The sequence below is a fragment of the Paenibacillus sp. FSL E2-0201 genome (assembly GCF_037963325.1).
Lineage (GTDB): Bacteria > Bacillota > Bacilli > Paenibacillales > Paenibacillaceae > Paenibacillus_AQ.
In genome coordinates this window covers 3,906,634-3,929,708 of the sequence record NZ_CP150154.1, presented here as the reverse complement: position 1 = coordinate 3,929,708, position 23,075 = coordinate 3,906,634, and the positions used below count along the sequence as shown (strand labels likewise).

General features: G+C 40.8%; 27 protein-coding genes and 1 pseudogene. 21 read left to right on the top strand and 7 right to left on the bottom strand.

Annotation, left to right across the window (positions count from 1 at the left end):
* The first annotated feature begins 2 nt into the window (after positions 1–2).
* A complete protein-coding gene (locus NSU15_RS17790) occupies positions 3–815 on the top strand; it encodes an aminoglycoside adenylyltransferase domain-containing protein (protein WP_339287038.1) in 813 nt (270 codons plus the stop codon).
* 187 nt (positions 816–1,002) lie between these two features.
* On the opposite strand, the gene NSU15_RS17785 is transcribed toward NSU15_RS17790, so the two are convergent.
* The 3 genes from NSU15_RS17785 to NSU15_RS17775 all read right to left on the bottom strand — a co-directional run bounded on the left by NSU15_RS17785 (position 1,003) and on the right by NSU15_RS17775 (position 3,086).
* Positions 1,003–2,019 carry an aminoglycoside phosphotransferase family protein gene (locus NSU15_RS17785; RefSeq protein ID WP_339287036.1) on the bottom strand — a complete coding sequence of 339 codons (1,017 nt, stop codon included), beginning with the start codon at positions 2,017–2,019 and terminating at the stop codon, positions 1,003–1,005.
* Positions 2,016–2,723, bottom strand: a complete 708-nt coding sequence (gene rsgA / locus NSU15_RS17780; RefSeq protein WP_339291383.1) for a ribosome small subunit-dependent GTPase A — start codon at positions 2,721–2,723, stop codon at positions 2,016–2,018. Before rsgA ends, NSU15_RS17785 begins: the two co-directional genes overlap by 4 nt.
* An 81-nt stretch (positions 2,724–2,804) precedes the next feature.
* The gene (locus NSU15_RS17775) at positions 2,805–3,086 is read right to left on the bottom strand and encodes a hypothetical protein (protein WP_339287034.1); all 282 of its coding nucleotides are present in this window, start codon (positions 3,084–3,086) and stop codon (positions 2,805–2,807) included.
* Between the two features lie 746 nt (positions 3,087–3,832).
* Here NSU15_RS17775 and NSU15_RS17770 point away from each other — a divergent pair.
* The 5 genes from NSU15_RS17770 to NSU15_RS17750 all read left to right on the top strand — a co-directional run bounded on the left by NSU15_RS17770 (position 3,833) and on the right by NSU15_RS17750 (position 9,074).
* On the top strand, positions 3,833–4,219 hold the full coding sequence (locus tag NSU15_RS17770; protein ID WP_339287032.1) for a hypothetical protein: 387 nt from the start codon (positions 3,833–3,835) through the stop codon (positions 4,217–4,219).
* Between the two features lie 304 nt (positions 4,220–4,523).
* Positions 4,524–4,865 (top strand): RidA family protein, encoded by a 342-nt coding sequence (locus tag NSU15_RS17765; RefSeq protein WP_339287030.1) that lies wholly within the window; start codon positions 4,524–4,526, stop codon positions 4,863–4,865.
* Positions 4,866–5,054: 189 nt separating this feature from the next.
* A complete protein-coding gene (locus tag NSU15_RS17760) occupies positions 5,055–6,521 on the top strand; it encodes an amidase family protein (RefSeq protein WP_339291381.1) in 1,467 nt (488 codons plus the stop codon).
* Positions 6,522–8,113: 1,592 nt separating this feature from the next.
* Entirely contained in the window at positions 8,114–8,593 is a 480-nt protein-coding gene (locus NSU15_RS17755) for a hypothetical protein (RefSeq protein WP_339287028.1), read from the top strand.
* Between the two features lie 52 nt (positions 8,594–8,645).
* The gene (locus NSU15_RS17750) at positions 8,646–9,074 is read left to right on the top strand and encodes a hypothetical protein (protein ID WP_339287026.1); all 429 of its coding nucleotides are present in this window, start codon (positions 8,646–8,648) and stop codon (positions 9,072–9,074) included.
* 354 nt (positions 9,075–9,428) lie between these two features.
* On the opposite strand, the gene NSU15_RS17745 is transcribed toward NSU15_RS17750, so the two are convergent.
* Entirely contained in the window at positions 9,429–10,022 is a 594-nt protein-coding gene (locus tag NSU15_RS17745; RefSeq protein ID WP_339287024.1) for a TetR/AcrR family transcriptional regulator, read from the bottom strand.
* 197 nt (positions 10,023–10,219) lie between these two features.
* Here NSU15_RS17745 and NSU15_RS17740 point away from each other — a divergent pair, with 197 nt between their 5' ends.
* From NSU15_RS17740 to NSU15_RS17730, 3 genes are all read left to right on the top strand, one after another.
* Positions 10,220–10,879, top strand: a complete 660-nt coding sequence (locus NSU15_RS17740) for an SDR family oxidoreductase (RefSeq protein WP_339287022.1) — start codon at positions 10,220–10,222, stop codon at positions 10,877–10,879.
* A 17-nt stretch (positions 10,880–10,896) separates the two neighbouring features.
* Positions 10,897–11,541, top strand: coding sequence for an NAD(P)H-binding protein (locus NSU15_RS17735; RefSeq protein ID WP_339287020.1), 645 nt, complete (start codon positions 10,897–10,899; stop codon positions 11,539–11,541).
* Between the two features lie 132 nt (positions 11,542–11,673).
* Positions 11,674–12,306, top strand: a complete 633-nt coding sequence (locus tag NSU15_RS17730; protein ID WP_339287018.1) for a DsbA family oxidoreductase — start codon at positions 11,674–11,676, stop codon at positions 12,304–12,306.
* Between the two features lie 183 nt (positions 12,307–12,489).
* Here NSU15_RS17730 and NSU15_RS17725 read toward each other — a convergent pair whose 3' ends face one another.
* Positions 12,490–13,374 carry a hypothetical protein gene (locus NSU15_RS17725; protein ID WP_339287016.1) on the bottom strand — a complete coding sequence of 295 codons (885 nt, stop codon included), beginning with the start codon at positions 13,372–13,374 and terminating at the stop codon, positions 12,490–12,492.
* A 69-nt stretch (positions 13,375–13,443) separates the two neighbouring features.
* Between NSU15_RS17725 and NSU15_RS17720 the strand changes: the two genes are divergently transcribed.
* The 4 genes from NSU15_RS17720 (at position 13,444) to NSU15_RS17705 (ending at position 14,573) form a co-directional block, all read left to right on the top strand.
* On the top strand, positions 13,444–13,584 hold the full coding sequence (locus tag NSU15_RS17720; RefSeq protein ID WP_339287014.1) for a hypothetical protein: 141 nt from the start codon (positions 13,444–13,446) through the stop codon (positions 13,582–13,584).
* A 6-nt stretch (positions 13,585–13,590) separates the two neighbouring features.
* Entirely contained in the window at positions 13,591–13,893 is a 303-nt protein-coding gene (locus NSU15_RS17715; protein ID WP_339287012.1) for a JAB domain-containing protein, read from the top strand.
* A 124-nt stretch (positions 13,894–14,017) separates the two neighbouring features.
* Positions 14,018–14,365, top strand: a complete 348-nt coding sequence (locus NSU15_RS17710; protein WP_339287011.1) for a hypothetical protein — start codon at positions 14,018–14,020, stop codon at positions 14,363–14,365.
* Positions 14,319–14,573 carry a cold shock domain-containing protein gene (locus NSU15_RS17705; protein WP_339287009.1) on the top strand — a complete coding sequence of 85 codons (255 nt, stop codon included), beginning with the start codon at positions 14,319–14,321 and terminating at the stop codon, positions 14,571–14,573. Before NSU15_RS17710 ends, NSU15_RS17705 begins: the two co-directional genes overlap by 47 nt.
* A gap of 155 nt (positions 14,574–14,728) precedes the next feature.
* On the opposite strand, the gene NSU15_RS17700 is transcribed toward NSU15_RS17705, so the two are convergent.
* Positions 14,729–15,541, bottom strand: a complete 813-nt coding sequence (locus NSU15_RS17700; RefSeq protein ID WP_339287007.1) for a class I SAM-dependent methyltransferase — start codon at positions 15,539–15,541, stop codon at positions 14,729–14,731.
* A gap of 310 nt (positions 15,542–15,851) precedes the next feature.
* On the opposite strand from NSU15_RS17700, the gene NSU15_RS17695 reads away from it, so the two are divergent.
* The 4 genes from NSU15_RS17695 (at position 15,852) to NSU15_RS17680 (ending at position 18,290) form a co-directional block, all read left to right on the top strand.
* Complete coding sequence (locus tag NSU15_RS17695; protein ID WP_339287005.1) at positions 15,852–16,199, top strand: glyoxalase; 348 nt, start codon at positions 15,852–15,854, stop codon at positions 16,197–16,199.
* Positions 16,200–16,256: 57 nt separating this feature from the next.
* Positions 16,257–16,823 (top strand): MarR family transcriptional regulator, encoded by a 567-nt coding sequence (locus NSU15_RS17690; RefSeq protein WP_042189233.1) that lies wholly within the window; start codon positions 16,257–16,259, stop codon positions 16,821–16,823.
* A 95-nt stretch (positions 16,824–16,918) separates the two neighbouring features.
* On the top strand, positions 16,919–17,422 hold the full coding sequence (locus tag NSU15_RS17685; protein WP_339287003.1) for a hypothetical protein: 504 nt from the start codon (positions 16,919–16,921) through the stop codon (positions 17,420–17,422).
* A gap of 1 nt (position 17,423) precedes the next feature.
* Positions 17,424–18,290, top strand: coding sequence for an SDR family oxidoreductase (locus NSU15_RS17680; RefSeq protein ID WP_339287001.1), 867 nt, complete (start codon positions 17,424–17,426; stop codon positions 18,288–18,290).
* Between the two features lie 356 nt (positions 18,291–18,646).
* Here the strand turns inward: NSU15_RS17680 and NSU15_RS17675 are convergent.
* A pseudogene (locus tag NSU15_RS17675) lies at positions 18,647–18,847 on the bottom strand (hypothetical protein); the annotation flags it as partial.
* A gap of 241 nt (positions 18,848–19,088) precedes the next feature.
* Between NSU15_RS17675 and NSU15_RS17670 the strand changes: the two are divergent.
* From NSU15_RS17670 to fabZ, 4 genes are all read left to right on the top strand, one after another.
* Entirely contained in the window at positions 19,089–19,835 is a 747-nt protein-coding gene (locus NSU15_RS17670; RefSeq protein WP_339286999.1) for a class I SAM-dependent methyltransferase, read from the top strand.
* Between the two features lie 173 nt (positions 19,836–20,008).
* Positions 20,009–20,431 (top strand): hypothetical protein, encoded by a 423-nt coding sequence (locus tag NSU15_RS17665; RefSeq protein WP_339286997.1) that lies wholly within the window; start codon positions 20,009–20,011, stop codon positions 20,429–20,431.
* Between the two features lie 861 nt (positions 20,432–21,292).
* Positions 21,293–22,384, top strand: a complete 1,092-nt coding sequence (locus NSU15_RS17660; RefSeq protein ID WP_339286994.1) for a CHAP domain-containing protein — start codon at positions 21,293–21,295, stop codon at positions 22,382–22,384.
* A 120-nt stretch (positions 22,385–22,504) separates the two neighbouring features.
* The gene (fabZ, locus tag NSU15_RS17655; protein WP_339286992.1) at positions 22,505–22,933 is read left to right on the top strand and encodes a 3-hydroxyacyl-ACP dehydratase FabZ; all 429 of its coding nucleotides are present in this window, start codon (positions 22,505–22,507) and stop codon (positions 22,931–22,933) included.
* Positions 22,934–23,075 lie beyond the last annotated feature (142 nt).

The following is a 23,075-nucleotide window of genomic DNA, read 5'->3' as shown; positions in this document are numbered from 1 at the left end:
AATTGTTTATCCAATCCTTTGAAGACGAAACACTTGAGCTATCTTTGTCCATATTTGTGGAAGATATCCGTGTCATACTTAATAGAAAGTTGCAAAGCATTTACCTTTACGGTTCGGCCATACACAATGATTTATCCCCGGGATACGGGGATTTGGATTTTCTCGTCGTAATTGGAGAGGACCTAAGCCAAAATGAAATCGAACTTTTAAACAAACAGAGATCCAATTATAGATCATCCCTTCTTAAAAGATCCGTCGATAGACAAATACCCAACCTCTACACCGATATGCTTGAGGGTGCCTTTCTTACGATTAATATGCTGAATGGTGAAAAGGGCAGTGGCTTATGGTGGGGAACAAAGCGCGAATCCGTCTGGACGGAAAATCAATTAGACCTGTTCACCCTGTACACGATCAAGGAGCAGAGTATCTTGTTATATGGTGAGTCCCGTCTAGACAATATTCCATCGTATTCAAAAGAAGAGTTCATTAGTTTTTTTAAAGAATATGCCAAGTGTATGCGGAAGTTTGGCAAGGGAAATAGTCTACATTCCGTCGATTGGCTCCTATTAGCTTCTAAATTTATAGCTTGGTGGCAGGAAGGTGTCATCTTGTCTAAAAGCCAGGCAGCAGACTGGGGGCTTTTATATCTTAGTAGCGGATGGAAAGAGAATTTGAAGAGATGCAAGGAGCTAAGAAACGATCCATCCATGGTAACACGTTTAGAGTATTCCGAATGGTTGAGTAATTTGGAGCCAGCCATTATTGAAGCATCTCATGATCTGGACAGAGTTCTCGAAACAACAATTCATTAAACTAGAATCTTTTTAGTCCTATAAAAAAGACTGTTAACAATAACTTTTTCGCTAACAGAACACGTTAGTTAAGTGGAGTAGTGACAGTCTAGGACTTTATTTCCATTGTCGATTCACCGAATGAGAGTAATGAAGGAAACTCCGAAAACCCACTATATTCAAGGGGTTTCGGAGTTCTTTTTTAGAGTCAACCCTGCGTAGGGCTGGTCTTCATTTCATGGATTTTTTGGAGCGTATGAAGACACTTTGTTTTCTCGTCATCGCCCTCTGTGTGGAGATACCACTCTACAAGCCTGTACCCGAATATGAGAAGGATCAATTCGAGGACGCAATTATCGGCGATAGGGGATGCATCTGCATACTCAGAAAAACCTTTGTAATACGCAGGGACACATCGATGGTAGTATTCGACCATGTGATCGATATCCGCTTCATCCGCAATCAAGCTTGCGAGATCCTCGCCCAGGTAGCCCCAACCGCATGTATCCCAGTCGATGAGTGCGATTTTCCCGTCGGCATAGATCAGGTTGGTCACCCAGAAGTCCCTGTGGCATAGCACTAGGGGCAATTGCTCGATGCGGGCGAGTATCTCATCTGCGTGCTCATCGATGTCGATGAGCATTTGCCGTATGTGGTGCGGGAAATTACAGTCCTCCGAGCGTATATAATCGTAAACGACTGGCCACGACCGGTAATGCAGATACGTATTTTTCATGAAATCCACATGGCTCAGGTTGGTCAAGTTCTGCAGCACAGCGGGCTTCTCCGCATACAGCTTGCCTTGATAGCGTCCTAACTCTAGCGCGGCCTGTTCATACATGTCACCGGTTAAGTCTAAACCGGTTACGCCATCGATATACTCCAGCCACAGCTGGAATTCATTTTCTTCGTCATTCATCTCCGCATGGTAACATGTTGGCCAGCGGAAGGTATCCGAGAACTTCGTTCCCAAGTCAGACATATAGAGATCATATTCCCGGCGCCAGGAATCCGGATCGTTGTAACGTTCCCATTTCTTTTGAATTTTCAGCACGATACGGTAAGACGTTTTATCACCATCCGCGGTTTCGGCGATCCCGTTTACCAGATACACATTTCCCACAGTTCCGCCCTGTAACGGCATGGTTTGGTAGTCAGCCGAGATAATATCCTTCTTGAACTGTCGGCTCAAGGCATTGATCAGCGTTTCAATTTTAATATTCATTTCTTCCATCCTCCATTTTTCTTCGTTTTCTTGCTTGACATAGCCATCGTTTTGTTTCGAGCCCTCTTGTCGATGAGGTAGCTTGTTTTATCCTGGACATACTTTTGTTCATGCTGCTGGGCAACATAATGCTCCCACCGTTCACGCGTAACGAACTCGGCAAGCGCGGCGAGAACGGCACAGCCCGGCTCGCTCTGATGGCGGCAATCTGCAAACCGGCATTGCGGGAACCAATCCTCCACATCGGTAAAGCTTGCGCGTATGCCTTCGCCGGCATCAAAAAGCCCGAGCTCACGCATTCCCGGCGTGTCGATGACCATCGTACCGGAGGGGAGCATGAACAGCTGACGGTGTGTTGTCGTATGACGCCCCCGGCTGTCAACCTCCCGAATCACCTGAACTTTCATTACTTCCTGTTCTATCAATGCATTGAGCAGAGACGATTTACCGACGCCGGACATGCCGAGAAAAACGACTGTTTTACCAGGCATCAAGTAGGGATCGAGCTCGTTTAGCCCCTGGCCGGTATGGCTGCAGATCGCGTGAACAGGAACATCGAAGATGCTTTGTGTGACTTCTGCGAGCGTGAGATTATAATCTTCAACGAGATCAGACTTGGTTAGAATGATGACCGGCTGACCGCCGCTCTGCCTAGCTTGTGTCAGGTACCGCATGATGCGTGTAATGTTGAAATCCCAATTCAGAGAAGTAAGGATAAATACATAGTCAAAATTAGTCGCGACTACCTGTTCCCGTATGGTTTTGGCATAGCCTACGGCATGCCCTTAGTAATCCGCGCGTGAGAACTTGGAGCGACGGGGCAATACCGTAACGATGAGAGAATCTCCGCTCTCGTTGAAGTGCAGCAAGACGAAATCACCGACGCACGGAAAATCTACGTGTGTTTCCACGCTGTGATAGAATGCTCCTTTGAGCACCGCCGTTACTTCGCCGCGCTCGGTCATGACCGTGAAGCGCTCGCGCCGAAGCTCCGTCACCCTGCCGGGCAATAATCCGTGGGGGATTGCTTCTATTTCTGTGTAGCCATAGGTTTTCAAATTCATCATAGTTTTTTGTTAGCTCCTTTAATATTGTTTTTGGACGCAAAAATGCCACGGACAAGCAGCCTCTAAAGAAGCTGCTGTCACGCGGCATCAGGACGCAAAAAAGACACGACCTTCATCGTATCCTGCAAACAGCAATATTCACGAAAGGTTACTTTGGATGGCATACCAAATAATAGGGGGGGTTCCCCGCTTTTTTCGTGTGCCAACTATTCAGTTTTAAGACCAAACCACCATATAAGTAGTTGCCACTAAAACACATCTCCCTTCGTGTCAGGAACTTGCTTATCGCTAAGCTGTCTATAAAATAACCTATTTTGGAAAAATAATCAATTCTTACTTTTCTCCAAATCGTAGTGGAGTAGAAAAAAAAGTACCTACTGATGTTAAGCCAATAATCTATGGGATGGTATATCAAAGATCGGCGAAATTGCAGGAATTGACAAGAAACTCATTGAATACTAGTAATTAATATTTAGACTAACGGGCAGGTTACATAGGAGTTATTTAGAAATAGAACCCATTGTGTATCTTCTTTTTATGCATATATGGAAAGAGGTAACATACTATTGTGAAAAATCTTCGAGGAAAGAAGTGCTAATAGAGAATGAACTAGAAATGGAGATAACACTTTGAATTAAAAATAATGAGGTGTAATATGAATCCAACAATTGAAGCCTTTTTTACGGATAAGATTGTAGTTGAAGCAGCAAAAAGGTATGGGTTCATGCCTGAAGAGTTAATTTTTATTGGGGAAGAATAAAAACTTTACCTATGGAAGTAAAAACAAAGCACGTAATCTCATCATTCGGATAATACATGAATCTCACAGGACGCTGGAGCTTATAGATGGAGGTGAAGTTATGAAAGCTTTTGATTACTTAAGAAGAGCCTATTATAGGCTTAGTTATTATTATCAAAAATTTCAATTGATTGTAATGTCTTTTTTAGTTGTTGGAATAGTTGATTATTTTTTTATTTACGAGATTTTCGTCTCATTATCAGCATTAGTTCCTGTTTTTATTATAGAAATTGCTCCAATCATTATTATCATTTTATCAATCATTATTATTCGAGGAATCGTTAAATTTATAAAGAAGATGAAAGAAAACAAACACTTACTATTTTTATTCTAACAAGAGTTATCATATTAAGAAGCATTGACCGTATTTCAAGGAGTGTACAACATCGTATAACACCATATTCACGTTTCTGTTCATTGGATTCTCCCATAGCATTTCGAGGATTTGAGTGAGTTTTTTATTGAGCTAACGGAGAAATAGATAGCTCAATAACGACACAAAGGCAGCCGATCCATGATCGGCTGCCTTTGTTCAAATAACGGGCAGGATAGGTTAGAGAGTGAGAAAATATATTTACATTTGCGAACATGAGTTCTAGAATATAATTGGGATTTTATTACATAGGAGGTTCGTGTATATGATAAAACGACTTTCAACACCATTTAGTTATTCCTCTGCTGTTGCGGTCGGTGATTGTGTGTTTCTCGGATTACATCGGGGTTTTGGACAGAATTTTACAGAACAAATCCACAATACTTTCTCACACTTAAAAGGGACTCTTAATCAACTTGATGTTTCACTAGATAATCTTGTTAAGGTGAATGTATACCTAAAACACATTAAGGACTTACCTGAAATGGAACAGGTATTTTACGAGTATTTTGAAAAGGATAAGTTCCCTGCTAGGATGACATCTACAACAGAGTTTATTGACTCTGATTGTCTTATGATGATTGACGGAATAGCGTACAAAGGTTGAAAAAACGGACACGTTAGTCCAAATACCCTGGAGCAGTTTGCCTATGCGGCAGCTGCTCCTTCTGTTGTTAAGCTAACGGGCAGGATAGTTTAATTATATTTGTTCTATCCTGGTAGTGATGTCTTCACAACGTGATACTATTGAACGTAATAAACAATATAAAACTTGTGATGGGTCGTGTACATGAATATGAAAGATCCCTTTAAGCTAAATCACTTTGACGTAGAAGAAGCTAGTATATACGAATTACAAAACGCGATGGAGCAAGGTAGATTGACTTCAAAAGAATTAGTGTTCTGCTATTTATCACGTATCGCAAAATATGATCAGGATGGTCCCCACATAAATTCCATTATGGAAATTAACCCCGATGCCATTTTCATTGCAGAAGCACTCGACATAGAACGTCAGCGCAAGGGGAGTAGAGGACCTCTTCATGGCATTCCAATTCTCGTGAAGGATAATATCGAGACCAGTGACAAGATGCGCACTAGTGCGGGGGCCTTGGCACTGGCGCAGCATGTAAGTGCGAAGGATGCTTTCCTGATTAGCCGACTTAGAGAATCCGGGGCCATCATATTAGGAAAGACGAACATGACAGAATGGGCCAATGGTATTTCCTCGACGATGTGGGCGGGTTATAGTTCAAAGGGAGGGCAGGTCGCGCACCCGTATGGTGATTTTTTCGTAGGCGGATCCAGTACTGGGTCGGCAGCTGCAGCTGCCATGAGCTTTGCGGCGGCGGCGATAGGCACAGAAACCTCTGCTTCAATTCTAAGTCCGGCCATACAAATGTCTATCGTCGGCATTAAACCGACCGTCGGCTTAATCAGCCGCTCAGGAATTATTCCTTTCTCTTATTCACAAGATACAGCAGAGCCGATGGCAAGGACGGTTTCAGATGCGGCAGTTCTGCTTAGTGCATTGGTTGGGAGGGATGAGCACGATCCAGCAACCTGGCGTAATGACCATGGTATACAAGATTACACTGCATTTTTGGACAAGGAAAGACTACAAGTAGCGAGGATTGGGGTCTTTTGTGAAGTACCGGATTACGTACGTGAGTCTGGTGAATATAATAAGGAGTTATTTGATCAAGCAGTCTCCGAATTGAAAAAAGCAGGAGCCACAGTGGTAGAAAATATCGAGATTCCTTCGTTCCATGGGCCATGGCAGTGGAACAAGATGAATTTTGAATTCAAACATGGGGTGGAAAATTATTTGCAGCGCCTTCCGGCACACATGCCGATTCATTCATTGTCCGAGCTTATCGATTGGAATGAAAAGCATGCTGACGAAGCTCTAAAATACGGTCAAGATATGTTGAAATTCCGGGAGGGCTTAACCGAGCCGTTGAAAAATATGGACTATATCTTGGAATCACTTATGGATTTATATCTAGCCCAGAACGAAGGAATTGATTATGCGATAGATAGTCATCAGTTAGATGCGATCATGTTTCCTGCTTATATTGGAGCGGATATATGTGCCAAAGCTGGTTATCCATCGATTACTATCCCCGCGGGGTATGGGGCGGATGGCAGACCATTCGGCGTTACTTTTGCCGGAAAAGCATTTACCGAACCTACTTTAATTGGTATAGCTTATTCTTTAGAACAAATAACGAAACATCGCAAAAAGCCTGTATTTAACTAACGGGTACGAGACAGAGGTGAAAATAATGTGGATATGGTCTCTGGTAACTCAGAGCGGTTCCTTAGATTTTGAAGAACAATATCAACTGAACGAATACATAAAAACTTTGAGCGATGATGAATTAAAAGCATCCAGGGTTTATGACCCAGATAGAAGATCGATTGACGCATTTGTATATGCTCAAATGAAAAAGTTGTTGAACTAACGGAGAACGATAGTTGAATAGTACACATTAATGAGTAGGTTCTTCGGTACCTGCTCTTTTTATTAAGTTCCCATGAAAATAAAATTAGCTCCAAACTCGAAAAAAAGCATATTAAAGCAGACCCAGAATAACGCTTTAATAAAAGGCTGAGCCTCGTGAGAAATCATATAGAGATTGTAGATCTTTAATCACACTGACAACAAACATAAAGGCAAGGCTGGTGCAACAACCAAAAAAGGATTAATCTCCCATGAGTTCTACCCATATAGGGTGCGACATTCTGTGATGCACCGTGGTGGTCGGAGTCAGACTAACGGTTGGGCTCTATGGCATCATAGCTTATCGACCTTCTTCGCCAAGCCGTCCCAATAGTATAGTCATAGGTATCCATTTTCATCTTCTGTGGTGCAGTGCCGATCTTGCGCTGCATGTATGGCTAACGGGCAGTTAAGGGAAAGAACAGTTTAATCACAGTTTTGGGGGGACTGGTTGGAAAACACCTATTTGTATGAATTGTCTTACTCCAATGCACTTAATCTTTTGCTTTGACCTTACAGATCCTCGACTATATGTACATCGCAAAGCTACGTTGAATAGCTTACCTCTTGTCACTTGTCTAAATTGTTCGGGTTATTGGAAACCCCAGATTTTTCAACTTGACCCTGTAGCTAAAGCTATAACTGTTATTAAACAAACTGATTCAGATCATTGGATCATGGAAGATGATGACAAATTACCGTTTCCTCTCCCTTTGAACAGCGTAAAACTGATACCTCTATTAAAGATAGATATCCTATTAGATGATACGGGCAACGATGAACCCTTTACCTTATTTGGCTCAGAATACATATGCCGCTTACTCGGTCCGCCTGTGTTCGCAACTGATAAGATTCAAAAGCAGTGTTCCTCTTGTGGCAAGCAAATGCAGTACATAGCAACCATCGGTAGCGAAGATTATAATTCGGAGGGTTTGATACATGATGGATTTTCGTTCCATATAGGTGAATCGTTCATCTATTTCTATTTGTGCACAGATTGCTTAAGGCTTGAGTCAGAAACGCAAAGCACCTAATGACAGGGTTCATTGAACTAACGGGAAACGTTAGTGGAATAGCGGTTGCTTCGGCAGCCGTTTTTTATTTGTTCAATTAACGGGCAGATTAGCGCGAAGGCAAGCCAAACGAAAAAGAGTATAATAGGATTAAAAATTGAGCCCAAAAGGTGTGTTCTCATGCCCGAATATTCTTATATCCAAACTTATATAAAGTGTGATCATCTCAATTTCTGAGATGTTATCAGGCTCTTTTCAGAAGTAATAAACTCGCTAGAACTTGATTCTAAATACTTCAATGATGAGCTGGAATGGAAAGTCTCGGAAAATGGTTTTATGTACGTTGGTGGCGGTGCTGCGCCTCAATTGTATGACAATAACGGGTTCCAACTCCATTTACGGCCATATGTAGTTGGTTTAACACCTGAAGTTATTGAGGAATTAAAAGAATCATATCTGGAAATTAGTATCTTACTTTGGACGGAAGAGATAGAGCTCGATTGGAGAACAGGACTATTACGAAGCCAGCATCAATCCTTGATTTGGAGGATTATGACAAAGTTCTCTGAGGAGTTTAAACAAACTGGAGTGTTTTTCACAAATGAAGTTATGGATGGAGTTCCTTGGGAGGCTATAGTGTCAGGCAATAAAGAGGGACTTTGGGCATTTGATGCTGCTATTTTACCTGTGCACCTGTTTGATTTATATAAGGATTTTCCAGAAGATATTTTTATTTATAAGGATGAAAAGGTAATGTATGTTGCCAAAAAATCCGTATGGGGGACAGAACCTTGGCATATCCAACGATTGAACTAACGGGGAACGTTTGTTCAATACATTTATTCATTCAATTATCTTGGAGGTTACCATGATAACTAATGAAGCGATGTCTACACTATTGCTTAAAACCAAACCTTCAGGGGCTAGTAATAACGATGAATACGCCCATTTTGTTGAATGGGATGGCTGTATTTTAATTAGTTGTTTTGCAAGAGATTTACCGAGTAGTTTCGATAAAACAACTTACTCAGACCGTACAGAGTGCGAGACATCGATAAACCACTTGCACTTGGAGAACCTCTCTATAGCATTAGAATTAATTGAAGTATGGGAAAAGACACTCCGTCGTAACTTCGCAGGGGAAGAATTTAATATTGTAGTTACTTGTGAACCTGATGGTAAAGAAGCTGTTGCTCGTTTTTATCAGCTAAGACCGGAGGAAGTTGCCTGGTTGAATGAAGAAAATGATCTCGAGAATTATAAGCATGAAGCAATACTTCTTCTAAAGGTGCATTAACCTAACGGGTAACTATAGTTCAATAAATGATAGGGCTGCCGAGGGGTAGCCCTATGTTCAACTAACGGGCGGTTTAACGTAACTAATATACTTTGAATTTATGAAACGGTTCACCGTAATGTATCTAAGCACAAAGTGCAATTTGACCATAAAATATACATTATTATATAAAGAAAAACCAAATTATATAAAGCAAAACCACTCCTGACAATGGAGTGGTTTCTTTGGATAGAACATATCTTCCTTCGTTATAACCAATCGGTGTAGTAACAGAAAAGGAGCCATCATTCGAGTCATTCGAGGGCTCCTTTTCTTTTCTATCTCCCCAGCTACTGTTCGTAAGCATTTATCACTTTAATCATCGATTGAAATACCTGCGGCTTTTAAGTGTCCATGAGTTAGAATTTTTCCGAATTGAGAAGCGAGTTCCTTTGGAGTATAAGAAAAATCATTTTTAACCCACCATATTACAATGCCCATAAAAGTAGATGCGATATATTGGAGTAATAATTCCTTTGAAATCTTCAGGGGAGTATTATCCAAGCCATCTTCCACTGTATTTTTTATAATTTCCTCCATTTTTGATTGAAAACCATAAATTCTATTCTCATCAAGTAACAATGGTTTGTAAAAAGGAATATTGTCCTTAATTTTCTCCAGTATTGTTTGCATTAGTTGTTCAAGCATAGAGCCACTTACAGGAGATTTGCTGCTCGAACAAAGATTGAGTGTACTATTTAGTTCTTCTAATAATTCATCCATAGACGCATTTAACAAATCGGGTTTGTTCTGATAATGAAGGTAAAATGTATTCCGGTTAATCATCGCCTTATCGGCAATATCTTGGATCGTAATCCCTTCATATCCCTTCTCATTAAGAAGCTCTATAAACGCCTTTTTAATCGAATGTTTGGAGCGAATGATACGCAAATCGGTTTTTTTGTTCATTATGACTCATTCCCTTAATTTTTTTTGTTAGATATACGACATTTGAGCTGAAACTGCATTTTATCTCTCAAAATCAGAAATATTAAATATTGAATGCTGACCTTTTATTAATCATAATAAACACAAGATAAATATACAACACATTGACCGTTAATTATCCTATTGATAATTAACTCTAACTAAAGGAGAGATTTTAAATGAAAACTATAGCGATCGTTGGAGCAGGAGAAGGATTAGGAATGTCCATTGCAAAGAAATTCGGACAAAATGGCTTTCGCGTAGCTCTTATTGCCCGAAATGAAGAAAAGCTGAACCAGCTGGTTAGTGAATTAGAACAATTGGGAATCGAAGCTGCTCCATTTCAAGCAGACATATTAAATAAAGAACAAATTGAGATGGCATTTACCGCTATTAAAGAGAAATACGGATTTATTGATGTTCTTGAATACAGTCCAACGCCGAGCATCAATACAGTAGCACCAGCATTAGATGTAACCGAAGAAAATGCCTTATACCAATTTCAATTCAATGTTTTAGGTGCTTTATCGAGTGTCCGGCAAGTGCTGCCGGAAATGTTGGATAAGCAAAGCGGTGCCCTGTTATTTACAACTGGAGGTGCATCAGTCCACCCAGTTCCAAGGATGGGTAATGTCGGAATTGCAATCTCAGGACTTCGTAATTATATCTTTAATTTGAACAGCGAATTAGCGGATAAAGGGATTTATGCAGGTCATCTATCGATTGGAATTTGGATGCAACCTAATTCAGGAGTTCAGGATAAACTCGCTGATATTTGGTACGACATGTATTCCAAGAGAGATCGCGTTGAAGAGTTTATAACAGAAGACAAAATATAATTAATCGAGGTAAAAATGTGAATATCACTATTTTTGGTGCAAGTGGTGCAATTGGACAACTTGTAACACAATTAGCTTTAGAAAACGGAGATTTCGTAACGGCATATATTAGAAACCCAAAAAAATATAGCCTCAAACATCCCAATTTGACCCTTGTACAAGGGGAACTTTCAAATACTTCAACCATCGAGAGGGCAGTCGCTGAAGCGGATGTAGTAATCAGCACACTGGGACCAGCATCTGACATGTCACGAAAGCTTAAAGGCACGCCGATTGCCGTTGGACACGAACTGATTGTTAGAGCGATGAAAAAGCTTGACAAAAAAAGGTTAATTACACTTGCGACGCCAGCGTTGCAATCAGATGACGATAAGAAAAACATTTCAACGATACTTCCGGGAGTATTAGCTAAAATGTTCCTTCCGAACGGTCATGCAGAAATGAAAAAAATGGAAGGGATTATTAAACAATCGAGCCTTGATTGGACAGTTGTTCGAATTATTAATCCAAATGTTAAGCACAAAGGACAATCTTATGATTATTCATTCGGTGATAAACCGGCTAAATTAGGTGTTTCAAGAGAAAATGTTGCAAAATTCATGTACTCTCTCGCTCGTGATAAACAAGTGATTAGAAAAATGCCTATTATTTATAATAAATAAGTCCCAAGTGAAAAAACCGTTTAAACAAACATCCTCAATCGTATTATTGGGAATCATATCATATGTGTTCACGTTTTCTGACATTTCTGAATTCCAGGGTTTTTGATAATTTGTAGTGAAGGAGCATCCAAATTGAAAATTGAAATTTGGTCGGATTATGTTTGTCCATTTTGTTATATTGGTAAAAGACGATTAGAGTCTGTACTAGATCAATTCGCTCATCAGAATGAAGTGGTTATTGAATATAAAAGCTTTGAACTTAATCCGCAAGCATCAATGTACTCAGGTAAAAATATGCATCAAATACTTTCTGAGAAACATGGTATGAGTATCGAGCAAGCGAAAAAGGCACATGCTGAACTTGAACAACAAGCTGCGTTGATTGGTCTCGTGTATAATATCGACCAAGTGAAGCCCACCAATACGTTTGATGCTCATCGTTTAACCCAATATGCCAAATCTGTTGGTAAAGATAAGGAATTAGCAGAGAAGCTGTTCTATTCTTATTACACGGACGCCAAGCTAATTAGCGATCATGATACATTAGCAGATATTGCCGAATCAGTTGGAATGAATAGGGACGAGTCAATGGCAGTTCTCCATGATCCATCCAAATATGCTAACGAAGTGCATTCAGATGAAGCCACAGCAAAGCAATTAGGGATAACAGGAGCACCTTTCTTTGTCATTGATAGAAAATTTGCGATATCCGGGGCACAACCAACAGAGGTATTTATAAATGCTCTTAACCAAGCATCTCAATAAGTAAGGCCAATAAGCATTTGTAAGACAGAGATATTATGAAAGCATTGTCGAGAACAATTACAAAGTATTTTAGAACAGCCTGTAGACAGGCAGACCGTGAACAGTCAGGCAGTTCAAGCGAAATAGGCAGAACAATAAACCGCCCAAAATCCTTATTGGACTTTGGGCGGTTTATTCTTTTCGTCATAACTCAACGAAAGCAATCTCCAAATCATTAAATGAAGTGACAGTCTGCTTGCCCTTAATCGTCATTGCCTTTCTCACTTGCTCAATTAGCTGTTCTTTCAATTCCTTCATCATATCGGCGTTGCAGAAGTGCTTCGTAGGCTTTAGTGATGCATAATACTGTCCTACGTTTCGATACAATTGTTCCTGCGTCACATCAACATAAAATGCTGGCTGAAACATACGCTTTATCGAATCCTCCAGCTTCCGCAGTCGATAGTCATGCTCATGATCGTGGTAAACTCCATTCAGCGCTTTCCCATGAATAAACACTTGTCCATTCAAATACAATCGCAGATCATCTATTTCGGCTTTGAGGCGATTAAGGCTTTCGACTATTACGTCTTTCTCCTGTGCAGGAATTTCACCGGATACATGAAGCACCGTAAAGAAGTTTGCCATATCCTCGCATCGATACCAAAGTAAATGGAGAAAGGCTTGCAAATCAGATACGAAAACCAATGGAGTTAGCTTGTTCTGATATTGAAACGTACCACGATCTAGCCAAAAGTCCTCATAGAACTGAAGGAAGCCACGCAACGACTTCTCTACTTCCTCTTGGTACAGCAGTTCATTCGCTTCTCTTACTCGTTGCTCCCACCGCTGATCGTTATTCTCCTGCTTATATCGTTTTGCCTCATCGTTATAGTAGAAACGAAACAGCCGTACTTCATGCGAGCTCGCACGCTTTACACACCGTATGTCCTGTGTGTTAAATTCCAGTTTGCCGTAGCTTTGCGTAATTTCGACCAAGTTGCCGATGCCATATGTTTGAACAGTATAGTCACAGAATTTCCCTCCTCTGCCGAGTGGGGCAATCAGCTCATTACGATATATTGGCATTTCAACGAATCCCTCCTGCAAAAGCTCCTTCACGAAGTTCGGTCTCACATCTGCCTCGTAAAACTTCGTATGAAGCGGCTCAACGTGGTGAGCTTGAAGATGGTTCGGGAGCGGACGTTGCCGTATCACTTCAGTATCATCCGTAGCCCACAGGATATTTACAATCTCGCGAAAGAGATACTACTGACGGATGAAGACCGTGAGCATTGAGTGGTATTGGCGTTATCAACGAAAAATCATGTGACCGCTATCCATACGCTATCCATCGGAAATCTGAATTCGTCCATTGTGCACCCGCGCGAGGTATTCAAAGTATGTATTCTGGCGAATGCCGCCAGTTTCGTGATTATGCATAATCATCCTTCAAATGACCCTACCTTTTCGCCTGAGGATATTCAGCTTACACAGCGCTTGATGAAAGCGGCTGAAATCATCGGCATCGAATGCTTGGATCATGTTGTCGTAACGCATGATGCTTATCACAGCATGAAAGAGCAAGATTTAATGGATTTACACTAGACCGATGGGAGCAAATGCTCCCATTGCTTTTATCGCAAGGTTACTCGTCAAGCTATTCCCCTATGCAGTCGTCCGACCACTGCCTCGGACGTTAATCTAAACGTGCAGCACTTGATTCGTTCCAATGCGAAAGCATTGGATAGCATTGCATGGCGACTACATGAAGGTACAAAAGCAATTACAAAGGTCAAAATCACCGAACGCTGCTGTTATTGCTAGTATTCATCAGGTGCAACGCTACGTTGGAGCACGAATTACCGAGGCTATGTCCATGCGTAAACAAGACCTTACGTTCCATAAGAACGGCAAGCTAATGATTCGAATCAAGGGTAAGGGTGGGCTTTTACGCTTCGTTACCATCGAACATAAGCCAACCATTGACATATTGAGGGAACAAGTTACAGGCAAACTTAGGAGGTGCTTAGATGGCGGAAAGAAGATGTGGTATTGTCAAATGGTACAAAGAAGATAAAGGCTACGGACGGATAATGTTAGACGGGCAGGAAGGTAACCATGTTTTTGTACACTTTAGCGAAATAATACCAGATCCTTTTAGGTCACCGAACGGCTTTCGGTTTCTTAAAGAAGGTCAAAAAGTTGAATTCGACCTATTCGAGTTTCCGAATATAGTTGATTCTCAGCGTAGGACAGCTAAAAATGTGCAAATATTAGAGGAATGAAGGAATCGAGACGTACTTGATGAATGTATGGACTTTCGGAAATCATAACTAAGCTAACAGGTGAGGATAATTCAATAAACATGATAAGGCAGCCAATCAGTCAACATGATCAGCTGCCTTTGTTCAATTAACGGGCATTTATCTTCAACTACTAATTATAGTTTTCTAGCTTTGATTACAAAAGTTACAGGAAGCATCTTTGCTTTTTTTGCAAAATCGTCGTTATCGTCCCGCGATTGAATGATTTCATCATCAGATTCCTCAATCATTTGCTCAATAACAAATCCCGTTTTTGAGAGGGCATTTACATAGGTTGATAGTTTACGGTCAGCTAATGTTAGCGTACTTTCGTCAAGAGTTACCGAATACCAAGATTCATCGAAGTAACATTTTTTAAAAACAAGCATATCATTTTCTGCAACAACACATTTGTGTATAGGGTGAGACCAACTGAAAATAAATACGCCGTCTTTTTTTAGGTAAGAAGCAATCCTGCTAAAAGTACCCACAAGGTCGGTTGTCCAGCCTATAGCATAAATCGAATAAACAAAGTCAAAATAATCCTCAGGTAGTCCACATTTTTCTTCCATGGGTGAACAGATTAATTTTGCTGAAAGTCCGTGATCTGATAAGTATTCTCTTGTTTTTTCGATTTGGTTCTCTGATATATCCATACCCCATAGTTCAGATGCTTTACGTTCCCCGAGATATTGCAATGATTGACCGCTTCCACAGCCTATCTCCAACACCTTTTTTCCTGAAATATCGCCAAAAAGCTGGCATTTTTCTTCTGAGACGAATGCTCCATATAAAGGAAGTGCGGTTGCTCCTAAAATATCATTTCCTTTTGTATCCCAAAATAAGCTGTTGGTTTCATGTATAACATTCTTGTTCATATCGACCGAGATAGCGCTACCAACCTCGCCAGCACCTATAATATTTGTTCTATAAACAGAATTCTTGTCCATGCCAGTACCATCCCCCCAATATAAAAATATTAGTCAAAATGTATATCCTGACTTGCGCGCTATTGATTCCAAAATAATGTACCATTTTTCTATGATTACATATACCTAAAATCTTCCATAGTATCCATTTGATCTAATAGACTCATTGCGCTAACGGGACACGATAGTGGAATAGCGGTTGCTACGGCAGTAGTTTTTTATTTGTTCAATTAATGGGCAAGATAGTTGAAAAAGGAACTTAAATTTAAATCTCGAATATTTATTGAGAACGGATAGCTGAAAAATTTATGACAGACAGGAGATATATACGATGATAAAAGGTTTCGGAGGAATCTTTTGGAGAACTAAGAATCTTGAAGTTATAAAAAAATGGTACAGTGAGGTCTTGAAGATTGAAATAGATCATTGGAATGGGACTGTGATAAAGCCCCAATCAGGAAATGAGACTATCTTTTCTTTCTTTACCGAGGATGACAGTTATTTTCCAACAGAACAACAAGTGATGTTAAATTTTCAAGTACATAATCTAGACGAGACTATTAAACATCTTGAGCATATTGGTATACCACTTGCAAAGAAAGAAGAAATTAGTGAATTTGGAAAGTTTGTTTGGATTGAAGATCCTGAAGGTCGACTGATCGAGCTTTGGGAGAAATAAAGAGTTGTGTAATAAAAATGAGTTGACACAAAAGTAGTTAGGGACCATACTACATATATGAACAACAATAATAAAAAAATAAATGACATTGAGGCTATTCCCTCGCTTGTACAATCCAAGCGTCAGATTGATCGCTATAACCTAGACATAGACGCACAGGCTATACTCGTCGCGTCTAGGCTAATGGCAGCGGGAGCCATGCTTGGACACGCCTCGGAGATTCATTTCTCTAGATTCGGTTTATCAACAGGGCGTTATCGTTTGTTGGCAGATCTTGAAGATAACGAGGGAGAAGAGTTGCCTTCGCAATTAGCGGAGCATCTAGGCGTTACACGTGCTACAGTGACTGGTCTTATCGACATTCTTGAACGAGATGGGTTAGTATCTCGGCGATCAAGCTCAGACGATGGCCGTCAGAAATCGGTCGTTTTAACGGAAGAAGGAGCGAAGAAGCTCCGTGAAATGGCTCCTGAGCATTTCGCTCGGCTGGAAGCAATGGTGGGCTTGCTCAACATCGAAGAACGCAGCGTATTTCTCGACTTGCTAGGTCGAGTTACACAAGGCATTTCAGCACTTACGGGCGAACTAGGCTCGAAACCAAAGGGAAACATCAGTAATGAGTAGAATGGGCTAGTGAAGCTAGCCTATTTTTACTCTTATATAGTTAGGTGCCTAATTATATCTCGCTGAACTACTTTAAAGAAGAAAGGAGCAACTAAATGAACCAGATGAAATACTCGAATCAGACAGATGATGTTTACGGCATCAAGTCTGTTGATTCCAAGAAAAAGACTTTTGTACTATGGCGTGAAGTTGTAATGGCCTATGCTGCTCCTGCCATTATGGCAGGTATCGGGGGGGGGGGTTCTGCAGATAGGGGGCTTCAAATAGCGGCATTGACCACAATCGGCGGTGCATCGGCCTTGATGGCCTTGATGATTGGCCTTTTGTTGCGCAGCCGAGTGGGCCATTTGAGATGGGTCATCGGTGCACCTCACTTGGTTGTGGTAGGGGTATTTGCAATGGCCGGGTCCTTGTTTGGACTATACGCCGCATGGGTGGCATCTGTTGTAGTAGAAATTATGATTCCGAGTATTCACTTGGCCTGGGTAGATCGTGTCTGGATTGATTTCCCGTTGTCTGGATTCATAGCAAGCACGATAGTGACATGGCGGTGGCGACTTCCCGTCACAACTAATTTTTCATCTAAAAGGAGAAGATAAAATGATAGTTATTATGGGAGCAACAGGTACGATTGGAAGTGCGCTTTTGGAACGTTTGGTTGATCTCGGCGTACCTTTCAGGGCGCTGAGCAGAGAGCCAGAGAAATTGCGTGTTCAGATTGGAGAAAAAGGCCGATCGACCACCGAGGTCGCAAGGGTGGATGCTTCTGATCCCGAATCACTGCGCCGCGTGTTTACAGGTGCTAGCCAGCTCTTCCTTGCCATGTCCAACAGTCCAAGACAAATCGAATTAGAAACCTCAATCATTCAGATTGCCGCCGAATCTGGAATCAAACACATCGTAAAAATATCCAGTCCAGCCTTTGTGCAGAGCTCTCCAGTAGCAGTGGCGGGCTGGCATCAAGAAATTGAGAAAACACTCAGGGAATCGGGTCTCACCCACACCGTGTTGCGCCCTTATGCGTTCATGCAAAATTTAATGAACTTTGTACCAACGATCACAACTCAAAATGTTTTCTTCGGCTCTATGGGCGATTCACCGTGTAACTTCATTGACTGTCGCGATATTGCAGACGTTGCCGCAGAAGTTCTGACCAACCACGAGGTATCAGGCGATATATATACGCTTACTGGTTCGGAGATTTTCAGTTATCCCCAGATCGCGAGTCGACTATCTACTCTGCTTAATCGGCCGATAAGTTACATCAACATGGAACCTCAAGTACTACTCCGTAATCTTATCGAGCACGGGAATATGCCTCCTTGGCTCGCGAACCACGTTGTGGAAATTCAAACCATGTCTAGGATGGTACCAGAAAGTCCAAATGACACTGTGAAGCGCTTGCTCGGCAGAGAGCCACGCACACTAGACGCCTTTCTATATGAGCGTGCAGAAAATTTCCGGTAGAGGCGGAGTCCACCTATTCTGATATTTGTGTAGTTAGCAGTATTTTATCCCGATTTAAGATAAGTCATTGAGCTTAAAGAGAACGTTAGTGGAGGAGCTTCCTATATGGTAGCTCTTCTTTTTCATTTAAGCTAACAGCAGGTTAACGGAATGGGACCGCAGTCGAAAAAAATTTGCGTCATCTGGCCCAGTTATTGTTCCGACACGGTGTCTGCGAACCAGTTTCGGCTTGAAGATGGGAACGAGATATCGTTTACTCGATCACCTGTATCGAATAAAGAAAGATGCTATGCCGAATACGAAAAAAAATGACCATTTTGTTGGGTGGCCTCTAATTATTCTATCGCGGTCAGGATTTATGGACCTTCAGCCGTGGTGGCGATCGTATGCTTGGTGTTCATAGGCTCGATCGTGAACACCATGCCTTCCTTGATGCGGATGCCTTTTTCGGGCTGCGCCTGCATGATACCGAAGTCAATCAGCTTCTCGGCCGCCGACGAGATCTTCCCGACAGTATAGCTCCAGTCCGAATCGCTGAGCCAGTCGTCGAGCTCCGCGTGTCAGGATAAAGTAGTGATTATCGACTTAAAGAGTAGTTATGTAAGGTTTGATAAAAATTGATTATAACTATGAATTACCAAATGGTTTATCGAATAAATAGTAAAATAATACTGTTAAGTACGAGGGTTATCCGAGAGGGCTTTTATTTTGATTATCCTTTTTGGGTCTATATAAGTACATGTTTTTCCTAATGAAAATTATTTTTTCTCAAATGTAACATTGAAATGAAAGAGGGGAATGACGTTGATTGAACATAGCAATCTTGAAGAATATTTGGATCCGGTAAATTATGATCTTGAATTTGATGGTGAAATGGACAAATATCAGTTCTATCTTGAGCTTGCTAGATCGAGTCCTGGTGAAGTGTTAGAACTTGCTTGTGGTACAGGTTTAACAACGATACCCCTGTCGAAAGCCGGCATAACGATGACCGGTGTAGATATCTCTTCGGCGATGCTCGCATATGCGCGGCTGAAGGCGAAAGGGTTGACTGTTACTTTTATGGAAGGCGATGCCCGTACCTTCGAATCGGACAAGCGATTTTCGATGATCTATTTGACTGGCAATGCATTTCAGGCATTCTTAAGTGATCAAGATCAAATCGATTTGCTTACTACCGTTCACAAACATTTACAACCCCATGGAATCTTTGCATTCGAGACCCGTAATCCGGAGGGAACGGATTTATCCGATCTAGAGGAGACAGAATGGGGATCATTTATTGATAAGGATGGGCAAAACGTCAAGGTATCAGGCACACAATGTTACGATGCTAGCCAGCATATCATGCATTGGGTCACGATTCGTGATTGGGGAGATAAACGAACGACTTCCCGAATTGCTTGTCGGTTCACAGATCAGGTTACGCTGCAATCTTTATTAATCCGTCACGGCTTTCGCGTCGAACATCAATATGCTGACTGGGATAAAACGCCGTTCTCGCCGTCATCTTCATCTATTATTAGCGTCTGTAGGAAATGTTAGGAGAGACGTAATACATTGCAATAGGAAAACTCCCCTCAGGTCGAGGGGAGTTTTGGTAATCCTAAGCAGATTCCCATTTAAAGTCCGACTTTATTCAACAAGACGGCAAGATAGCGTAATAGCCTGTGTGAAAATATGGTGCAATTTGTAACACTAAAGCGAGGTGAGAGAATTTGAGAAATATTGTTGAGGACTCACAGTTTCTCAGTGAAAGAGCTGAGATGATGTACTATTTTCAAGATGAATTTTACATCTCTGAGAAAACTGAAATTATTTATTCAACTTCAGGAAAGTTCAAACTAGAGATCCGTCACTATAATCATGTAGAAGGTATTTACAGATATAATTACACAAAAGGGATTGTTACGGATAGTGAGCATAAAATCATCGACATAATATATAGAAATTATGACCCATTCTTATTCAGTTGGGTGGGGGTAAATGGCACAGAATATCTGTTGTGTGGGTTAGATTATCAGGGGTATTCAATTGTTAATTTATCAAATAAAGAAACCAATCACTATGTTCCCGAAGAGGCTTATAAAGGGCATGGATTTTGCTGGGGGGAAATAATATATTTTCAACAAAAAAACTAATAGTGTTTGATGGATGCTATTGGGCATGCCCCTATGAACTTGTTTTTTATGATTTTTCTAATCCTATGAATGTACCATATAATGAGTTATCCCGTGTGGATGTTGATAGCGTATTAAATTGGGATAGTTGGAAAGATTCCTGTAGGGTTATATATCTTGATAAAGAAAACAACGAGACAGAATTTGTATTTTAGAAACTAAGCTAACGCAGAACGATAGTGGAATAGTGGTTGCTTCGGCAGCCGTTTTTTATTTGTTCAACTAATCGGGTGGTATAGAGAAACCTGTTTTTGTAAATTATGGTCTAATTATTATAGAGTACTTATTAGTTCCAGTCCTAAGGATTAAGGAGGATTTATGAAAATTGCAGCAAAACTAAACTTATGATCAAAGGTGAATGCCGATGGGACAACTAATAATTGAACGCTATAAACCCGAAAGGGAAGATGCTTCAATCACGAGGATACGGAAGAGCTTTTATTTCATTTCTTGTAAATGAAATTGTGCGAAGGGGTGGGGAAATCGTGACACTCGATTGAGCAGACCACCTAACGAGATATATCCTCAATTGACGCGTTGAGCTAACAGGTAATGTTAGTGGAATAAGTATAGCTCGATCTAACGGTTGGACGTTTAATATAGGATATGATACAAGCTGGGAGACCTTCGCATCTAAAGTAAAGGAGTTGGTAACGGAATCATAGATGTCACAAGTCTGTACTGGATTGCACGGATAGGGATTAACTAGTACAGCAAGACACACATGGATCTATACAAACATTTTAAAAGAACTTACTTGAACTAATGGGAAACGTTAGTTTTATGAATACAGAGAGGCTACGGAGATAAGTCTGTGTTAGTTTGGGGATTGGGGAATTAATAATGATATGTGAGAAGAAATCTAAACGTCTTGAAATTGTTCGATCCCTTGTTTATGAAATGCAGAGCAGCTTCAAGAATCAGAAAGCTTGGGCTCATCTTTCAGGAGTGTCCACTTTCGCTTCGATGCTCGATATGAGAAGAGGACAAGATTCGGAAATAGCTGCGATCGCGGGGGTGCTACACGATTTTTATTTCTATAAAACTGGAATAAATACCTTTCCTGGTCACAATAGCGCAGACGCGGTAAGACCTATAATACGTAGCACTCAAATCTTTACCGACGAAGAGATCTCAGTAATTCTTAGATCAATCTTTTATCAAGAAGATAGAAATCGAGCTCATAGACCAGATGAGGAAGTTATTAAAGACGCTATTTTATTGCAGATGTACTTTCAAAATACAGGAAATCATTTGCTTAAGACGGATATACATAGACTACAAAATGTATTTATTGAATTAGGGATTCCAGAGGGAAATGTAAATACAGAATTTAACGTAGATGTGGAAGCATTAAATAGAGAAACTAAAGACAGACGACTTATGCTGGCTGATTTTGCGGAAAAGCTCGCAGAGCAAAACATAATCGGGGTACCGGAAGATGAACGTTATCGAGAAATTTGCAAGTATTGGCCGGACTCTGATATCTATAAAGTACTAGAAGGTAACTGGTGTGCTGCATTTGTATACTACTGCTGTATGCAGGTTGGAATACTTCTTCCAATTCGATATCCTAACCGAATGTATCGTCTAGCTGGGGTTGGTGCGTGGTTGGATTGGGCTCAGCTGCCCGAAACTAGATTTTTCTATGACGCTAAACAAGAAAAATTTAATGCGGCACGTGGTGATATTGTTATTTTCGATAAGCTTCTCTCCGATAATTCTCACGATCATATCGGAATTGTTTTAACTTGTGAAGACAATGAAATTTTGATTGCTGAAGGTAATAAAGACAATAAAAACTACTCTAGTGTCTCATACAGGGATAGAGATCATTGTATACTCGGATATGTCCGAATAGATAACGGCTACCATTATCATTACAATGGAGAATATATACCCTTTGGTTATTGATTTCGAGCAGTTATTACGCTAACGGATAGGATAGTTTAACAAGTGTTATGTTGAGTTTTATTCGGGCCGGTTTAACCCAAAGGCGATAAAATGGTAAAAACCGATTAGGGAGGTAAATCCATGTTTGATATTGAAAGAATTAAAGAGATTATTCCTCATCGGAATCCATTTCTCTTGGTCGATAGAATATTGGAGATTAATGAAGGGAAGAGAGCTGTTGGAATTAAAAATGTAACCATTAATGAACCATATTTTCTCGGTCATTTCCCTGACTATCCCGTAATGCCTGGAGTCTTAATTGTAGAAGCACTGGCACAGGTCGGTGGAGTCGCTATGTCTAACGTTGAAAGCAACAATCATAAAATAGGCTTACTGACTGGTATTGATAATTGTCGTTTCAAACGACAAGTAAAACCAGGAGACCAACTCCTTCTTGTATTTGATGTAATTCGAATCAAGGGACAAATCGTCAAGGGAAAGGGAGTCGCCACGGTAAATAATGAATTGGTATGCGAATGTGAAATAATGTTTGCATTCAGTTCGATTTAGGTTTTAATGTAACGGGATTGATGAGCAGGTGCTTTGGTATCCTGCTCTTTTCATTAAGCTAACGGGCAGGCTAGCGTAAACAAAATGATCAAAAGTATTAACCATACGTAGTTAATTACATTTCGGGATTAGCGCAATGATT

Excerpts from the sequence above, each read along its gene's own strand:
- NSU15_RS17745 (WP_339287024.1), bottom strand. The coding sequence starts at position 10,022 with ATGAACAAAAAAACCGATTTGCGTATCATTCGCTCCAAACATTCGATT.
- NSU15_RS17755 (WP_339287028.1), top strand. The coding sequence starts at position 8,114 with ATGTACGTTGGTGGCGGTGCTGCGCCTCAATTGTATGACAATAACGGG.
- NSU15_RS17775 (WP_339287034.1), bottom strand. The coding sequence starts at position 3,086 with ATGATGAATTTGAAAACCTATGGCTACACAGAAATAGAAGCAATCCCC.
- NSU15_RS17740 (WP_339287022.1), top strand. The coding sequence starts at position 10,220 with ATGAAAACTATAGCGATCGTTGGAGCAGGAGAAGGATTAGGAATGTCC.
- NSU15_RS17750 (WP_339287026.1), top strand. The coding sequence starts at position 8,646 with ATGATAACTAATGAAGCGATGTCTACACTATTGCTTAAAACCAAACCT.
- NSU15_RS17695 (WP_339287005.1), top strand. The coding sequence starts at position 15,852 with ATGATAAAAGGTTTCGGAGGAATCTTTTGGAGAACTAAGAATCTTGAA.
- NSU15_RS17760 (WP_339291381.1), top strand. The coding sequence starts at position 5,055 with ATGAAAGATCCCTTTAAGCTAAATCACTTTGACGTAGAAGAAGCTAGT.
- NSU15_RS17670 (WP_339286999.1), top strand. The coding sequence starts at position 19,089 with ATGACGTTGATTGAACATAGCAATCTTGAAGAATATTTGGATCCGGTA.
- NSU15_RS17765 (WP_339287030.1), top strand. The coding sequence starts at position 4,524 with ATGATAAAACGACTTTCAACACCATTTAGTTATTCCTCTGCTGTTGCG.
- NSU15_RS17680 (WP_339287001.1), top strand. The coding sequence starts at position 17,424 with ATGATAGTTATTATGGGAGCAACAGGTACGATTGGAAGTGCGCTTTTG.
- NSU15_RS17710 (WP_339287011.1), top strand. The coding sequence starts at position 14,018 with ATGCGAAAGCATTGGATAGCATTGCATGGCGACTACATGAAGGTACAA.
- NSU15_RS17685 (WP_339287003.1), top strand. The coding sequence starts at position 16,919 with ATGAACCAGATGAAATACTCGAATCAGACAGATGATGTTTACGGCATC.
- NSU15_RS17705 (WP_339287009.1), top strand. The coding sequence starts at position 14,319 with ATGGCGGAAAGAAGATGTGGTATTGTCAAATGGTACAAAGAAGATAAA.
- NSU15_RS17690 (WP_042189233.1), top strand. The coding sequence starts at position 16,257 with ATGAACAACAATAATAAAAAAATAAATGACATTGAGGCTATTCCCTCG.
- NSU15_RS17785 (WP_339287036.1), bottom strand. The coding sequence starts at position 2,019 with ATGAATATTAAAATTGAAACGCTGATCAATGCCTTGAGCCGACAGTTC.
- NSU15_RS17700 (WP_339287007.1), bottom strand. The coding sequence starts at position 15,541 with ATGGACAAGAATTCTGTTTATAGAACAAATATTATAGGTGCTGGCGAG.
- NSU15_RS17725 (WP_339287016.1), bottom strand. The coding sequence starts at position 13,374 with ATGCCAATATATCGTAATGAGCTGATTGCCCCACTCGGCAGAGGAGGG.
- NSU15_RS17720 (WP_339287014.1), top strand. The coding sequence starts at position 13,444 with ATGAAGCGGCTCAACGTGGTGAGCTTGAAGATGGTTCGGGAGCGGACG.
- fabZ (WP_339286992.1), top strand. The coding sequence starts at position 22,505 with ATGTTTGATATTGAAAGAATTAAAGAGATTATTCCTCATCGGAATCCA.